We start from the raw sequence: 14,185 nt of genomic DNA, 5'->3' as shown, positions 1-14,185 counted from the left end.
GAAAGACGAGATCGGCATGAATAGAAATTATCCTCTCAGTGTGATGAAGTTCGGCGGCTCTTCATTCTCAGACCAGGCGCGCATGCACTTCGTCTGTCAGTGGCTCCGGCAGGAATTGCAACATCGAAGCCCCGCGCATCGCGTGATATTCGTGGTGAGCGCACCCACTGGACTGACGGAACAGTATCGAAGCACTTTGCTTGGGCTGAATGACAATCCGTCGGACCGTTTGATCGATGCCGGACTTCCGCTTGCGGACAGTATTGGCGCCGTCATGGTTGCCAGCGCTTTGCAGGCAGCCGGTGTGAATGCAACGGTCTCGCTTGGAAGTCAAATTGGAATACGGACCGACCTGAATTATTCACGTGCGCGCCTGACGTCGGTCGATATCCAACCCGTAGCGCGCTCCCTCGACCATCATGACGTCATTGTGATTCCGGGCGGTCAGGCGTCCGCTGAGGAGACCGGCGAAACAACATGGATGGAGAAAAACAGTTCCGACTTATCGGCCATTGCTCTCGCTGCCGCTTTCGGCTGTGAGGAGGTAGAAATATTCTCCGACGTTCCGGGTGTCTATAGTTGCGACCCGAGCACGGTCACGGATGCCCATCTGCTGCCGGCACTTTCGTACACGCAAGCAATGACGATGTCGCGTTGCGGTGCAAAAGTGCTTCATCACCGCGGTGTGGAGCACGCCGCGCAGCGTCGTGTACGCATCGTTTGCCGAGCAAATCACGATGAATTTTCTGCCGGTACTGTTATCGATTCGGATTCGCCCTTTGTACCGGCGGTAATTCCAGACACGCGCTCGCGCTGTTTCGCAGGAACAACGAACATGCGAAACAAGGGCGCCGCAGTCCTCAATCAGGCGGGCGTACCGAACCTCATGGTCGAGGACAAAGACGGCAGCGAAAAACTTGTTGTGACGTGCGGGTTTTTTGACTCGTCGCGCTTTCTGATCGATGACCACGGCCTCGACCTGCAGCCAATCGAAGGCCGACTTCTGACCGTTTGTCTCGCCGAAGGGAAGGTCCTGTACGAGCTCGTACCGCCTACACAGCTAGCCGAGCGTAGTCTGGAACAGCACGCACGATACTGCGCGAAGCCCAACTCAGGTGACGTAGCCGCTTCCATTGAGAGATCGCCGTTTAGTCGAATGCTTGCGGTGTGGGACCGTACGGAAGGAGTGCCCCATGTTTGATGAATATATTCAGCACGCCAGACAGTTTGGACATGAGGCACCGGAAACGGCTGAAGTGATCGACTATTTGCAGAGGCTGCCGAAAGAGACCGTGTATGACCGGTTGCTCGAAGCACGGCGCAGCGGTCGAATGCTGGTTCAACCACGCTGCGGTGTGGGTGGTCACGATAACATGCGCGGTCTGATCGCAGGACTGGAAGAATACGCTGCTCCCGATATCGCCACGATCACGATCGATGCCCATACCCGTCTAAAACGGTTCGATGTTGCCACCCAGCTTGCAAGAGAGCGGCCAAACGAACTAAATGGCTACCCTCTGGTCGCGCATGGATGGCGGCTTGGCAGAGAACTGAACGAAACGGTAATCGCGCCCGTGCAGATCCGTCATGGCTCGCCCGATCCCCGGCTGTTATACGAGGTCTCGCTCGCTTCGGGATTCAGCGCGTTCGAGGGCGGTGGGATCGGTTACAACATTCCGTATTGCAAGGACGTGCCGCTGCGCGACTCACTGAATTGGTGGAGCGAAGTCGATTTAAAGTGCGGCGAACTCGCGCGCCGAGGCGTGATCGTGGACCGAGAGTTTTTCGGTACTTTAACCGCCGTGTTAATGCCACCATCCATTCAGTTGGCAATCGCTTTTCTCGAGGCGATTTTGGCGCACACAGCCGGAGTACGTTGTCTTTCAATCGCTGTGTGCCAGACGGGGAACACCGTGCAAGACATCGCAATGTTGCGGGCCATACCTCGTTTGGCCGAGCTTTTATTGCCGGACTGCGTCGACGACGTTTTCCCTGTTTTTCATCAATTCATGGGTGCATTCCCTCGCGAACGGCAAGATTGTGACGCGCTGATCTTGCGTGGTGCGATGGTGGCCAAAGCAGGCGGCGCAGTAAAAACGATCAACAAGACTTACCAAGAGTCGGCTGGTGTGCCTTCTTTGGAGGCCAACGTCAGTGGAGTGCTCTTAAGTAAAGCCGCGAACAGCTGGATTCTCGATCTGGTCAATGCGCAAAAAGACAGCGTAGAAGATGAGTTGGCCTGGATACTCGCGGAAGTCTCGGCGCTGCTCTCGCCAGTTCTCGACGCAGACAATCTCATCGAATCGATATGTCGCGCATTCTCCACCGGTCAGCTTGACGTGCCCTTTAGTGCAAGTCGATACGCGCTTTCGCAGGTGGTGCCGATGCGGGCTCCAGACGGCGCAATACGCATGTTCGATTTCGGAAACTTGCCGATTCCTTCGCATTTGAAACGACGTCACCTCAAAGCCCTCGGCCATGTTCTCGAAGAGGACATCTTCTACAGACTTGAGGCCGACATTATGTGGTTCTGTCGTCATAAAAATCAGGAAGCACTCGCGGTGGAAGGAACGGACGGCGTCGCCTGATCGCACTTATTCTTTATCGAGTTGGGAGCATTGCGTTGAAAACCTATTCTTTGACAGAAACAGAACGAGCAGCGCTTAGTGATGCTTATATACATATCGAACCGCCGCACGGGAACTATTCGAAGGCTTTGGCGAGTCTTTATCGCGTGTTTGCAACGTTACCCGACGGACTCTTGTTCGAGATTTTTCAGTTTGGACGTGATCCGTCGAGTGCCGGTGTCATGCTCATCGACGGACTTCCAATAGACGACCCGTTGCCAGCAACACCAGTTCAAGGGCAAGTCGGCGTGACGCTTGCCGATAAGTCGGAGAAGTCGCTGCTTGGTTTGGCTCAGTTGATCGGAATACCGGTCGGCTATTTATCCGAGAAAGATGGCCAAGTCGTCCATCACGTCGTTCCAATGCGAGGCGGTGAATACACGCAATCGAATCGCAGCTCGAAGATCTTCCTGAACTTTCACAACGATTCAATGTATGACGAGTCGTTGATATTCAATTCGCACAATCCGGACTTTCTTCTCCTGCTTTGCTTGCGTGCGGATAAGGCCGGCACTGCGCGAACACTCTACGCCGATGCGCGCGACGTGGCATCCCGCTTGGACGCAAATACGCTTGTGATCCTTCGTCAGGCGCGCTTTCTAATGGCGGCTCCAAGCAACTACACGCTGTTGATTCACGGTGCGACAAACGGGGAAAAGGTTTGGTCGGCACCGGTTCCTATTCTTTCGGGCCCAGAGAACTTTCCAGAGATTTTTGTCGCGGCTAATGGAGTGCGGGCCATTGATATGGAATCTGAGCATGCATTGCGGACACTGCTCGATGCATGTCAACAAGTAGGCGAAAACAACGGAGTAGGTCTGCGCCCGGGCCAGGCATTGCTTATCAATAATCGGAAGGGAGTGCATGCGCGTACCGAATTCGAGGCCTCTTACGACGGTCTGGACCGATGGCTTTTACGCGCAAACATACGTAACAACCTATGGGGCATTCGCGATCGCGCCACTCGTGAGTGCCTGGTCTTCGCATGATCCTTCGGCGATGAAACGAATCGTCCCGACTCGGCCACAGCTAAATGATACACAAGGAGCATATTGATGATTGAACAGAACGAACCTTATATCCTGATTCTCGGCGGCGAATTTCCGCTCCGGGAGCGAGTCCTGGCAGGCGCACTACGCGCATCCAACGGCATGCGAGTGTTGACGTTGGCCAAGACGCGTACGTCTAACACAATCAAATTCTTCGACGGATTTATCTCCGCCGATGTGTCCGATCCCGAAGGCGTCCTCGCGGCCGTGCTCCACCATGAACGGGAGTTTGGCGCGCGTCCGGCCGCGGTGATTCCCATGAATGATTTCACGGTACGAAGTGCGCTGGAGGTTTCGCGTCACTACCAACTAAACCATAATTCCGCTGACACGGTGAACAAGTGTCGGGACAAATACCTGATGAAACAGGTGCTGGCCGAGGCGGGCTTGCCTGTGCCGCGTTTCGGCGCGTTCGCCACTCTCGACGAACTGAAGCAATTGACCAGGGATATTGGTCTGCCCGTTGTAATCAAACCGCGCGAACTTGCCGGGAGTGTAGGCGTCATCAAGGTAACAAGTTACGACGCCATTGAATCGGCATTCAGCCAATGTGTGGCAGATATCAAGGCCTTGAACGGCGCCTATATGACGCCGGAAGACGTATTTGTCGTGGAGGAATACATCCAGTCTGACAATGAGGTCAGCGTCGAGGTATTCAACCAGGGTGATATACATCGAGTTATTGCAGTGACCGACAAGTACCTCGGACCGGAACCCTATTTCGTCGAAACTGGACACTCGGTCCCATCTGTGCAAAGCGGCAACAAGAATTTGCGTGATGTAGCTGAACGCGCTTGCAAGGCACTTGGCATTCAATATGGCATAGCACACTTCGAAGCGCGGATCACTGAAAACGGCGATGTCCGAATCATTGAAGTCGGCGCACGTACGGGCGGCGATGCGATTATGGATCTCGTTGAACGATGCTATGGCGTCAACCCTTATCAATTGCACGTCGCATCTTATTTGGGAATGCCCGTTACGCTGTCAGACAGCCCCCGCTCACGTGGCCTCTCTGCGATTGCCTTCTTGAAAGCGCCGCAGGGAATGATCGAACGAGTGCGTATTCTCAAAGAACTGCCGGATGCAGTCGTCAATATGCAGGTCACCGCAAAGCCTCTCGACATGTCGGAGAAGCCATTGTCGTGGCGCGCCCGCGAGGGGTCTGTTGAATTCTTCTGGAATGCCAGAAAGCCTGAACACGATTTTGACGAGCATTTGCAAATTGCTCGGCAACTTTCTCGCGACATGTTCTCCATCAAGCGTTCCGAACATTGAAAAGGGTGAAGTCGGGTCTTGCTTGTCCCCGAGCCAAGACCTGAACAATTTTCTTGCTTTCGGGCAATCGCCCGGCCACTTCAACGGACAATCATCGATGCCATGCAGCACGCCACTCTCCGCCTAAAGCGATTCGTCGCTGCGCGCTTCCTCAGCGCCCTTGCCGATCAATTTCTCTTGTTCGCCGTCCCGTTGACCATCTTTAAAAGCACCGGTGAGCTCAAATATTCCGGACTCGCGTTTGTCATCGAATGGATTCCGAGAATCGTGTTTTTTCCTTTGGCCGGGTTTGTCGCAGATCGGCTCAAGCCAGGACATTTGTTTTCCGGAATCGAATTTGGAAGAGCTTTAGTGCTGATTATTGCGCTTGCACTCATCGCATGTGGTGTAAGTACGTTCGGCGTTCTGTCCGTGATGATGGCCTTTCTCTCAATCGCCTATATTCTTTCATTCGTCGGCTCCGAGGCCATGCTTCCGCGCAATCTGGCGGCTTCAGAACTACCGAAGGCGCATTCCATGCTGCAGGCAGTCGAGCAGATTACGCAAGTGGCAGGGCCCGCGCTTGCGGCACTCATTTCGGTGTGGGATGGCTTGAATCCACTTCTCATGCTTGGCGCTGCGATGTTCGGTACAGCGTCGGTGATCCTTTTTGGTTTCAAGACGCAGCCCATGCCGGCCGATCAATCTTTTTCTCTGCGAGCATTACGCCAGTCTAATCAGCAAGCGCTGAAGGTATTAATGCAGAACAAGGTGTTGTTCCATCTTTCGGCATTGACTTGGGTCGTCAACCTCGTATACGGCGCGGCGCTGGTAGTCAGTGCGGCCGTCGTCGTAAAAGTCTTTGGATTGCCGGAAAGCCGCTTCGGCCTGCTTCAGACCGTGGCAGCCATTGCGTCGATTGGGGCATGCACGCTTGTACCGCGCATCGCGCGAAAACTCGGATTGCCTGCGCTCGGCATCAGTTCATTCTGCGCGATGATTCTGGCTGGTCTGGTACTCGCGCTATCCAACCAATATGCAGTCTATTTGGTGGGATACAGTGCGCTAATGGCTTGCGATGGCGCTTTCAGCGTCTATATCCGCACGGTGCGTAGTCAGATCATTCCAAAAGAACACCTTGGAAAAACCACGGGTGTCATTGGCTTGATGAACATGTGCTCCATCCCGCTTAGTGCAGCGCTAGTTACCGTGCTTTCGGCACATTTCTCGCCGTCTGGAATCTTCGGCGTAATCTTCGCCGTCGCTGCGACATTGGGACTTGCATTGATCCTTATCGGCCGAACGGCATTTGGTTACAACACCCTGCTACCGCCTGTGAAAGTGAACTGACATAAATCCGGTGACGGCTCTTTACCTACGAAGCGGCAAAGACACCGTCACCGGTCGCTACCCGCGGAACGTTCGCCTCAGTCGAATTACGTCGTCCCATTGATTCGTTCGGTCAGTGCAATTGCCGCAGCGGGATTGCGCTCCTTATATCCACTGATGACGTAAAGAAACACATCCCGTGAACCGACCTTCGCACCCGCGCTTGTCGATGCCCTCGCCATATCCTCAGGCACGCCACCCGCCGCCCATTCTTTCGCGCGGCTCGCCCAGCCATCGAGCGCCGCCTTCGAGTAACCTTGCTTCTGCTTCTCTGTCGTTCCCATGATGCGTGCATAGACGAATGGTGCGGTCGTATCCGCGATTTGCGGATACTTCGAGTCTCCCGCGACGACAATCGCCACGCGATGCTTTCGCGCCAGCGCCACGAATGCCGGATCGCTGAAACTCTCGTGTCTCACTTCGACGGCATGACGAATTGCGCGGCCTTCCACTTTCGCGGGCAGCAGCTTGAGGAAAGCGCCGAAGTCATCGGCATCGAACTTTTTGGTCGCTGCGAATTGCCAGTTGATCGGGCCGAGCTTGTTCTGTAGTTCCAGCACGCCGCTCTTGAAGAAACGCTCGATGGTTTCGCCCGCATCGGCGAGTACCCGGCGATTGGTCGCGTAACGCGGCGCCTTCAGCGAGAACACGAAGTCATCCGGGGCTTCATCGCGCCATTTAGCGAAGGTCTCGGGCTTTTGTGAGCCATAGAACGTGCCGTTCACCTCGATGGTCGTGAGCGCGCGGCTCGCGTATTCGAGCTCCTGCTTCTGCGCGAGTCCCTTCGGATAGAACGTGCCGCGCCAGGGCTCGAACGTCCATCCGCCGATACCGACGCGAATCCGCGCCGTCTTTCGCGTGGCCATATGTCGTCCTCGATGTCGTGTGTTCGCCGATGCGGCTTACTTGCGCCCAACCAGATAGGTCACGCCTTGCGGTCCGTAGCGTTCTTCATGCTCGAGATTCGCGGACAGCTGGAAGATCTCGCCGACGCGATACAGCCGCTCGTCATCGCCAACGCGGATGGTAATCTCGCCTTCGACAATTAGCGCCTTGGCTTCGAAGGGATGCGCGTGAATTTCCATTGCGCCGTTCGGCTCGCGCGTGACGGTCACGACTTCTTGAAAGCCCTCCTCGGGAAGAAGGGCGAGGAATTCGTCTCGGTGCATGGCGATCGTTCCAAGGTGAAAAGGAAAGCGCGCCCGCATACGAGAATGCGAGCGCACGGGATCATGCACCGGATGCTAACGCAACTTTCAGGCCGCGCTTGCTGCTTCAGTTGCCGAAGAATATGTCGCAGGGCGGGCCGCGCACGCACGGCTTGGAGATGCCCGCGTTGGTTCCGGTCGTGCCGATTGCGCCAGTGGCGCCACGAGAGGCGGGCGCGCCGCCATACGACATATCGCCCGTTTGGCCTTGCGTGCTGCCTTGCATCGCCGGTTGCGACGAGGTATCCGCCGTGGTTTGTCCCGGCACCTGCGCCGTGCGGTAATACGTTTCCTGCGCCGAGGCGCTGCCAGCAGCCACCAGTAGCGAGGCGGCAAGCGCCGTCGCGACGAGACGTGTTTTCATATCGACTCCTTGAATGAGATGCACGAACCGACAATGGCCGGGTCGCGCTATTCGTTGTAGCGAACCGTCGTTCGCACACGACGTGCCACGGTGCGTTCTACTCGATGGCAGTGCGCGAAGAGGCGTCAGGGCCGGTTCCGGTCGGCTTCTGCCATGCGACCACTTGCCGGACTTGTAGATATGCAATTCGAAGGCGACTGCGAAGCAGACAGGGACGAACGCCAGTAAGACCGCTGGCGGATGATCCACCCAGGACATGCCGCATTGCACACTTCGTTATAGGCCGCGCAGCCGCGATTGAACAGGGTATTTGCTGCATCGCTGGCAATTCGGTCGGTGGCCTGCCGCAAGCCGGGCGTGCGCGTCATCGTGAGGTCGGCCTAGAATGCCGAATGTGATCATCAAGGACATCGCCGACATGACTGTCATCATCTATCACAACCCGAAGTGCGGCACCTCGCGCAACACACTCGCGCTGATCCGCAATGCGGGCATCGAGCCGAAAGTCGTCGAGTATCTGACCGCGCCGCCGGATCGCGCGACGCTCACTTCGCTCATCGCGCGCGCCGGGCTTTCCGTGCGCGAAGCGCTGCGCGAAAAGGGCACGCCCTACGCCGAGCTCGGCTTGGGCGACACGAGTCTCACCGACGAGCAACTCATCGACGCCATGCTCGCGCATCCAATCCTCATCAATCGTCCCTTCGTCGATACCCCGAAAGGCGCGCGACTGTGCCGTCCATCCGAACTCGTGATCGATCTTTTGCCGGAGCCGCAAAAAGGACCTTTTGCAAAGGAAGACGGCGAAGTGGTTATCGACGAAGCAGGCAAACGCTTGCTCTGACTTGACCGTTACCTGACGTTACCTTTCTCGCGGGTCTGTTGCACCTGTGTCAGGAATCGCCTTCTAGACTGCACTTGACATCACGCAATCGGGGCAAGGAGAAGGCGACATGAAGAAGCAGCTTGCAACTGTGGCAATCGCGTTGGCAGGACTCGGGGGATTGGCGGTATCGACGGCAGCATCGGCGCATGTCGATGTCGCGGTAGGCGTCGGCGTGCCGGTTTATGCGCAGGCCCAGCCGGTCTACGTGCAGCCCGCATACGGATACGGCTACGGCGATGAACGCTGGCGCGAACACGAATGGCGACGCCACGAGCGCGAGCGTCATTGGCGGCATGAGATGCATCGCGAACAACGCTGGCGCGAACATCACGGCTGGTAAGCGCATCGACTTTCTGCGCCTGGAAACGCGGCGGGCCGCAAGGTTGCGCCGCGTTGCTTTTTCAATGATGCGAGAGTGCGCCGACGCGCACAGGCAACTCCGCCAGTCACTCTTCCTCGCCAATACCCGCCGGACGTTGACTCGGCGGCTTGCGCATCCAGCGCTTCAGCAAGCCTTTCTCGATGATCCGCCCAACCGTCAGCAGCACGATGAGAATCACCGTGGCGATCAGCGCGAGACTCCATACGCCGAGCCCACACAGAATGCCCACGGCCGCCGTCACCCAGATGGAAGCCGCCGTGGTCAGCCCGCGAATGCGGTTCTCGCGCGGATTCTGAATGATCACGCCCGCGCCCAGAAAGCCGATGCCCGTCACGATGCCTTGCACCACCCGCGAGACTTCGGTGTTGTGCGCGAGCGGCTCGGTGGCAAATCCGAGCGCACACATGGTCGCGATGCATGCACCTAGCGACACGAGCCCGAGCGTCTTCATGCCGGTCGGTTTGCCGTGCAGATCGCGATCGACGCCGATGATGCAGCCGATCGCCACCGCGACGAGCATGCGGACGACGGCATCGATGAGAATGGGTTGAGGAAGCATCGCGAAGAAACAGGACTGGAAGGGACGCTGCATCTTCGCATCAAAGGTCCGGACGCGCGCGGGATATTTTGGCGGGCTAACGTGCCGGTTCCTTGCAAGGAGACAACGTGAACCACCGTCCCAAATTCTCGATGATCGATGCCGCGCCGACGCCTGTCGGCCCGTTCTCCCACGCGGCAGAAGCCGACGGCTGGGTTTTCCTCACCGGCCAGATGCCGACCGACCCCAACGACGACAACGCCCCGCTGCCCGAGGGCGTCGCCGCGCAGACGCGCCGCGTGATGGATAACCTGATCCTCGTGCTGACAGGACTGGGACTCACGCTCGACAGCGTGGTGAGCGCGCGCATTTTCCTCACCGAGTTCAAGCGCGACTACGACGCGATGAACGCCGTGTACCGCTCCTACTTTCTGCCGAAGCCGCTGCCGGCGCGCACGTGCATCGGCGTGACGGGCCTTGCGCGCGATGCGCTCGTCGAGATCGATTTCGTCGCGCGGCGACCCTGAAGTTCAACGCCGCTTCGATGCGTCGACCCAGCGAAACGTCAAGTTGATGCGTTCGCCGCGCGCGCCCGGCTCCTTCGGCACGCGATGCACCCATTCGAGCTGCGTGCGTCCGCGCATCACGAGCAGGCTGCCGTGCGTCAGCGCGAGCGCGTGCGTGGCATGCGTGCGCGCGTGGCGGAATTCGAATGCACGCGTGGCGCCAAGACTCACCGACGCGATCACCGGCTCGGGCCCGAGCTCGCGTTCCTTGTCGGCGTGCCAGCCCATGCTGTCGAGCCCCGTGCGATAACGGTTGAGGAGCACGCTGTTGAAACGCGCGGCGCACACGTCCTGAGCGGCATCGCGCAACCGGGCGACGGCGGGCGTCCACGGCTGCGGCACGTTGCGGATGCCCGAGTAGACATAGACGGCATCCGGCTCGCCTTGCCACGCGGTCAGGCGCGGCAGCGGCAAACGGCCGCGGGGCGTGTTCATCGTGTCCTGCTGCCAGCTTACTTCCGCGATCAGCTCGCCCATGAGATCGGAACCGGCGTCGGAGTCGATCCAGTCCGGGTGCCACACGATATCGGGTTTGGGAATGTCGTCGAAGAGATCGAACATGGGAACGCCGGCGTGCGCGGAAAAAGTCCACGATAGCAGAGCTGTCGCATGCTGCCTTGCGCCCTCATTTCATCAGGCTCGGGCGTTGTGCTACAGTCGCCTCGCCATCTTGAAAATGTACGAGGACACGCATGAACACCACCGCCGAAGCGACCGGCGGCGCGGCGTCGAGCCGGCGCATTCTGATTGTCGACGACAGCGAGGACGCCGCGCTTGCCATGTCGATGCTGCTCGAAGCATTGGGCCACGAAGTGCGCACGGAGCACGACGGTCCGCGCGCGTTGCAGTCCATCGACGATTTCAAACCCGACGTGGTGCTGCTCGATATCGGTCTGCCTGGCATGAACGGCTTCGACGTGGCGCGCGAGATGCGCAAGCGCCCCGTCACGCGCGACGCCTTGCTGCTCGCGCTGACGGGTTACGGCAGCGACGCGGATCGCCAGAATTCGATCGATGCCGGCTTCGATCATCACCTCACCAAGCCGGTTTCCATCGACGCTCTGGAAGCGCTGCTCGGCTAACGCCGCCTCATTCCTCGACGCGCAGTCTCGCCATATACGGCAAGTGATCGGACAGCCATGCGGTGTCCTGCGTCGGCACGAGCCATTCGACAGGCTTAAGACCGAGCACGAACATCTTGTCGAGCGCGAGCGCGGGCGAGAACGCCGGAAAGGTGCGGCCGGATTCGCCGAGCATCGTCGCGACCTCGCTCATGCCGAGTTCGCGAAAGAGCGGCACGGAATCGTTGCGCCAGTCGTTGAAATCGCCTGCCAGCACGAGCGGGCCTTCCGGCGCTTCCTTCGCAATCCAGTGCGCGATCCAGTTCATCTGACGCAGACGCGCGGAACGCGTGAGCGCCAGATGCGCGCACAAGAGCGTGATGGCCTTGCCGGCGAAAGTGGCGCGCGCGACCAGCAAGCCACGCTTTTCGAAGCGATGCGCCGAGATGTCCCAGCGCCCGGACAGATCCAGCGGATGCGGCGACAAGATGGCGTTGCCGTGCCGCCACGACGGCTTGAACACGTTCGGCCCGAGGGCGATCTGCAATTCGAGCGCGGTAGCGATTTCGGTGGCCTGGCAATGCCAGACATCGTCGAGCGGCGCTGCAAGCGGGTTGCCGAAACCGCTTGCGAGCACGGGCTGCGGCATGCGCCGCGCCATCGCTTCCTGGAGAAAATAGACGTCGGCGTTGGTGGTCTGAACCCACCGCTGCATGGCGTTCCAGGCGCGCAGTCCGAGCGGTGAGCGGCCCTTGTGGAGGTTCCAGCTTACGGCGGTGAAATCCGGCGTGCCGTTGTGCGTGGATGGACCTGGCGGAAGATGTTCTGGGTTTCGCATGCGTTCGTTGTGTGGTGGCGCGGCCTCTCTACTTTATGTCACGAAGGCCGTCATTGCGTTGCTGGTGCCGAAGCCATGCTCGCGCGCACTCGATACAGCAGCGTCGGATTGCTGTCGACGATCTTCCATTCGCCCCATTCCCCGGGCTTCAACACGAGGCCCGGATGCGATCCGCTCACCTGACGCGGCACCGGCGGCAACTTGCAGCCGGCCGCCGTGGTCCGCGAGGAATCATCCTGAAGCGTTTCCTGAGCGTCGATGGCGAGCGTGATGTCGTCGGCGCTCGCGTGCGTCGGCGAAACGGTGATGGTGCGCGTGAGATCGATGTCGCCCGCTGGCTGATTCGCACAGCCGACCTGATTCTGCGTGATGTTGTGATGCGTATCGGTGCGCGCCTGGCCGACATTCGTCGTGGCGGAAAACGAATCGATTTGTTGACCGTCGCGCACGACCTGCAACTCCCAGTCGACGGGCTGCGGCGTGCTTGACTGCGCCCAGGCAGGTCCCGCCGATACCACCACGAGGCACGCGCTTGCAGCAAGCGCAAATCGAAAGGGGAACGGCAAGACGGTTCGTGTTGTTCTTTGCATTGAAGGCTTCTCCGGCGCACGGGCGGTTCGGATGGCGGCGTTTCGCTTTTGCGCGTGATCTGCTTGGGCGAAAAGCCGCTGGATCGGCGTTTCCTCGGCGACTTGATTCTGACCGGGCTGCACGGCTACGGTTCAGCCAGAATCCTTACCAAAACCCGACATATGGGGCCGCGCAAAACACTTCGCAGCCAGGTTGGAAAAACGCCGCAGAAAAACAGCACGTTTCGAACCCGCTCGCGGCACGCTCACACGTGGGACGAACGATGATACTCGCGCCTGCGCTACGCGGCGGAATTGGCAGCAGACCCGCGAGACTGCTCGCTTGCGTGGTGTTTTGTCGTCGCTACACTGGCTTTGTCGACCAAAACAATGACGGGGTGTGACATGACGACAGCCGTGGTGAAACAGGAACTGGCGGTGGCATCGTTCAGCAAGGTCTACAGTCTCGACGACGTGGAAACCGCGCTCAACGATTTGTCCGAAGGCGCAAGCGACGCCCTGCGCGCCACTTACGAGAAGATGCTCAAGGTCGGCAATCTGCGCTTCTGCGTGAAGCCGAATCGCATGCCGTGCATCGACGACCTTGCGGCTTCCCTGCCGAACTTCGCGGAGCCGCTCGACGACATTCGCAAGCAGATCGCGCTGTGCCTCGAAACCGAGGACCGCCTCGAACTCATGCCAATACTGTTGCTTGGCGAACCCGGCATCGGCAAGACGCATTTTGCGAAGCAGCTTGCGCGAATGCTCGGGACCACGTCGCATTACGTGGCGATGAGCTCGCTCACCGCCGGATGGATTCTCTCGGGCGCGTCGTCGCAATGGCGCAACGCCAAGCCAGGCAAGGTGTTCGACGCCCTCGTGAACGGCAGCTACGCGAACCCCGTCATTACCGTCGATGAAATCGACAAGGCCACCGGCGACGCGCAATACGATCCGCTCGGCGCGCTTTACGCGTTGCTCGAACACGACACGGCGCAGACTTTCATCGACGAATTCGCGGAAGTGCCGATCAACGCGGGCAACGTCGTGTGGATTGCAACGGCCAACGACGCGCGCGCCATTCCCGAGCCGATCATGAACCGCATGAACGTCTACGAGATTCCCGCGCCGGATCGCGACGGCGCGCGTCGTATCGCGCAGGCGATTTACGACGACATCCGCACGACGCACGCGTGGGGCCGGCGCTTTCCCGAAACGCTCGGCGATGCCCCGCTCGATGCGCTCACGCAAGCCTCGCCACGCGGCATGCGGCGCGCGATGCTCAACGCGTTTGGCAACGCGCGTATCGACGGACGGCATCACGTCGAGGCGCGCGATATCCAGCTCGACCGTAATTCGCGCAAGAAAGCGATCGGTTTTTAAAGCGCACGAATTTTTGGAATTGCCAAAAAAGCCATGGAAACATGGCTTTTTTGTCATCGGACGGCCAGTTT

Annotated in this window: 17 protein-coding genes; 10 read left to right on the top strand and 7 right to left on the bottom strand. The window is 58.8% G+C overall.

Annotated features, from left to right (window positions below; genetic code table 11):
* The first annotated feature begins 16 nt into the window (after positions 1–16).
* The 5 genes from NCT03_RS13230 (at position 17) to NCT03_RS13210 (ending at position 6,283) form a co-directional block, all read left to right on the top strand.
* Positions 17–1,201, top strand: coding sequence for an amino acid kinase family protein (locus NCT03_RS13230; protein WP_250465948.1), 1,185 nt, complete (start codon positions 17–19; stop codon positions 1,199–1,201).
* A complete protein-coding gene (locus NCT03_RS13225; RefSeq protein ID WP_244826486.1) occupies positions 1,194–2,588 on the top strand; it encodes a hypothetical protein in 1,395 nt (464 codons plus the stop codon). Before NCT03_RS13230 ends, NCT03_RS13225 begins: the two co-directional genes overlap by 8 nt.
* 35 nt (positions 2,589–2,623) lie before the next feature.
* Positions 2,624–3,616 (top strand): TauD/TfdA family dioxygenase, encoded by a 993-nt coding sequence (locus NCT03_RS13220; protein WP_244826485.1) that lies wholly within the window; start codon positions 2,624–2,626, stop codon positions 3,614–3,616.
* 66 nt (positions 3,617–3,682) lie between these two features.
* Positions 3,683–4,954 (top strand): ATP-grasp domain-containing protein, encoded by a 1,272-nt coding sequence (locus tag NCT03_RS13215; protein WP_250465941.1) that lies wholly within the window; start codon positions 3,683–3,685, stop codon positions 4,952–4,954.
* A 102-nt stretch (positions 4,955–5,056) separates the two neighbouring features.
* Positions 5,057–6,283: an MFS transporter gene (locus tag NCT03_RS13210; RefSeq protein WP_250465938.1), complete on the top strand. Its 1,227-nt coding sequence runs from the start codon at positions 5,057–5,059 to the stop codon at positions 6,281–6,283.
* 86 nt (positions 6,284–6,369) lie between these two features.
* On the opposite strand, the gene NCT03_RS13205 is transcribed toward NCT03_RS13210, so the two are convergent.
* The 3 genes from NCT03_RS13205 to NCT03_RS13195 form a co-directional block, all read right to left on the bottom strand.
* Positions 6,370–7,188 carry a DUF72 domain-containing protein gene (locus NCT03_RS13205; RefSeq protein WP_244826482.1) on the bottom strand — a complete coding sequence of 273 codons (819 nt, stop codon included), beginning with the start codon at positions 7,186–7,188 and terminating at the stop codon, positions 6,370–6,372.
* 36 nt (positions 7,189–7,224) lie between these two features.
* Positions 7,225–7,491, bottom strand: coding sequence for a cupin domain-containing protein (locus NCT03_RS13200; RefSeq protein WP_250465936.1), 267 nt, complete (start codon positions 7,489–7,491; stop codon positions 7,225–7,227).
* Positions 7,492–7,597: 106 nt separating this feature from the next.
* The gene (locus NCT03_RS13195) at positions 7,598–7,894 is read right to left on the bottom strand and encodes a hypothetical protein (RefSeq protein ID WP_250465934.1); all 297 of its coding nucleotides are present in this window, start codon (positions 7,892–7,894) and stop codon (positions 7,598–7,600) included.
* Between the two features lie 418 nt (positions 7,895–8,312).
* Between NCT03_RS13195 and arsC the strand changes: the two genes are divergently transcribed.
* Both arsC and NCT03_RS13185 read left to right on the top strand, forming a co-directional pair.
* On the top strand, positions 8,313–8,735 hold the full coding sequence (gene arsC / locus NCT03_RS13190; protein WP_244828133.1) for an arsenate reductase (glutaredoxin): 423 nt from the start codon (positions 8,313–8,315) through the stop codon (positions 8,733–8,735).
* Positions 8,736–8,844: 109 nt separating this feature from the next.
* Positions 8,845–9,117: a hypothetical protein gene (locus NCT03_RS13185; protein WP_250465932.1), complete on the top strand. Its 273-nt coding sequence runs from the start codon at positions 8,845–8,847 to the stop codon at positions 9,115–9,117.
* A 106-nt stretch (positions 9,118–9,223) separates the two neighbouring features.
* Here the strand turns inward: NCT03_RS13185 and NCT03_RS13180 are convergent, their stop codons facing one another.
* Positions 9,224–9,718 (bottom strand): MgtC/SapB family protein, encoded by a 495-nt coding sequence (locus NCT03_RS13180; protein ID WP_250466292.1) that lies wholly within the window; start codon positions 9,716–9,718, stop codon positions 9,224–9,226.
* Positions 9,719–9,849: 131 nt separating this feature from the next.
* Between NCT03_RS13180 and NCT03_RS13175 the strand changes: the two genes are divergently transcribed.
* Positions 9,850–10,224, top strand: a complete 375-nt coding sequence (locus NCT03_RS13175; RefSeq protein WP_284503230.1) for a RidA family protein — start codon at positions 9,850–9,852, stop codon at positions 10,222–10,224.
* Positions 10,225–10,227: 3 nt separating this feature from the next.
* On the opposite strand, the gene NCT03_RS13170 is transcribed toward NCT03_RS13175, so the two are convergent.
* Positions 10,228–10,824 (bottom strand): alpha-ketoglutarate-dependent dioxygenase AlkB family protein, encoded by a 597-nt coding sequence (locus tag NCT03_RS13170; RefSeq protein WP_244826476.1) that lies wholly within the window; start codon positions 10,822–10,824, stop codon positions 10,228–10,230.
* Between the two features lie 131 nt (positions 10,825–10,955).
* On the opposite strand from NCT03_RS13170, the gene NCT03_RS13165 reads away from it, so the two are divergent.
* Positions 10,956–11,345, top strand: a complete 390-nt coding sequence (locus NCT03_RS13165) for a response regulator (RefSeq protein WP_244826475.1) — start codon at positions 10,956–10,958, stop codon at positions 11,343–11,345.
* Positions 11,346–11,352: 7 nt separating this feature from the next.
* Here the strand turns inward: NCT03_RS13165 and NCT03_RS13160 are convergent, their stop codons facing one another.
* Complete coding sequence (locus NCT03_RS13160) at positions 11,353–12,162, bottom strand: endonuclease/exonuclease/phosphatase family protein (protein ID WP_250492767.1); 810 nt, start codon at positions 12,160–12,162, stop codon at positions 11,353–11,355.
* 50 nt (positions 12,163–12,212) lie between these two features.
* Positions 12,213–12,752 (bottom strand): hypothetical protein, encoded by a 540-nt coding sequence (locus tag NCT03_RS13155; protein ID WP_250465927.1) that lies wholly within the window; start codon positions 12,750–12,752, stop codon positions 12,213–12,215.
* A 384-nt stretch (positions 12,753–13,136) separates the two neighbouring features.
* Between NCT03_RS13155 and NCT03_RS13150 the strand changes: the two genes are divergently transcribed.
* Positions 13,137–14,114, top strand: coding sequence for an AAA family ATPase (locus NCT03_RS13150; protein WP_250492765.1), 978 nt, complete (start codon positions 13,137–13,139; stop codon positions 14,112–14,114).
* Positions 14,115–14,185 lie beyond the last annotated feature (71 nt).

This window comes from Caballeronia sp. GAWG1-1, assembly GCF_023631465.1.
Classification (GTDB): domain Bacteria; phylum Pseudomonadota; class Gammaproteobacteria; order Burkholderiales; family Burkholderiaceae; genus Caballeronia.
Note: the sequence above shows the minus strand (reverse complement) of the source record. Positions and strands in the feature narration are given on the sequence as shown.

Excerpts from the sequence above, each read along its gene's own strand:
- NCT03_RS13230 (WP_250465948.1), top strand. The coding sequence starts at position 17 with ATGAATAGAAATTATCCTCTCAGTGTGATGAAGTTCGGCGGCTCTTCA.
- NCT03_RS13225 (WP_244826486.1), top strand. The coding sequence starts at position 1,194 with ATGTTTGATGAATATATTCAGCACGCCAGACAGTTTGGACATGAGGCA.
- NCT03_RS13215 (WP_250465941.1), top strand. The coding sequence starts at position 3,683 with ATGATTGAACAGAACGAACCTTATATCCTGATTCTCGGCGGCGAATTT.
- NCT03_RS13210 (WP_250465938.1), top strand. The coding sequence starts at position 5,057 with ATGCAGCACGCCACTCTCCGCCTAAAGCGATTCGTCGCTGCGCGCTTC.
- NCT03_RS13205 (WP_244826482.1), bottom strand. The coding sequence starts at position 7,188 with ATGGCCACGCGAAAGACGGCGCGGATTCGCGTCGGTATCGGCGGATGG.
- NCT03_RS13200 (WP_250465936.1), bottom strand. The coding sequence starts at position 7,491 with ATGCACCGAGACGAATTCCTCGCCCTTCTTCCCGAGGAGGGCTTTCAA.
- NCT03_RS13195 (WP_250465934.1), bottom strand. The coding sequence starts at position 7,894 with ATGAAAACACGTCTCGTCGCGACGGCGCTTGCCGCCTCGCTACTGGTG.
- arsC (WP_244828133.1), top strand. The coding sequence starts at position 8,313 with ATGACTGTCATCATCTATCACAACCCGAAGTGCGGCACCTCGCGCAAC.
- NCT03_RS13185 (WP_250465932.1), top strand. The coding sequence starts at position 8,845 with ATGAAGAAGCAGCTTGCAACTGTGGCAATCGCGTTGGCAGGACTCGGG.
- NCT03_RS13180 (WP_250466292.1), bottom strand. The coding sequence starts at position 9,718 with ATGCTTCCTCAACCCATTCTCATCGATGCCGTCGTCCGCATGCTCGTC.
- NCT03_RS13175 (WP_284503230.1), top strand. The coding sequence starts at position 9,850 with ATGATCGATGCCGCGCCGACGCCTGTCGGCCCGTTCTCCCACGCGGCA.
- NCT03_RS13170 (WP_244826476.1), bottom strand. The coding sequence starts at position 10,824 with ATGTTCGATCTCTTCGACGACATTCCCAAACCCGATATCGTGTGGCAC.
- NCT03_RS13165 (WP_244826475.1), top strand. The coding sequence starts at position 10,956 with ATGAACACCACCGCCGAAGCGACCGGCGGCGCGGCGTCGAGCCGGCGC.
- NCT03_RS13160 (WP_250492767.1), bottom strand. The coding sequence starts at position 12,162 with ATGCGAAACCCAGAACATCTTCCGCCAGGTCCATCCACGCACAACGGC.
- NCT03_RS13155 (WP_250465927.1), bottom strand. The coding sequence starts at position 12,752 with ATGCAAAGAACAACACGAACCGTCTTGCCGTTCCCCTTTCGATTTGCG.
- NCT03_RS13150 (WP_250492765.1), top strand. The coding sequence starts at position 13,137 with ATGACGACAGCCGTGGTGAAACAGGAACTGGCGGTGGCATCGTTCAGC.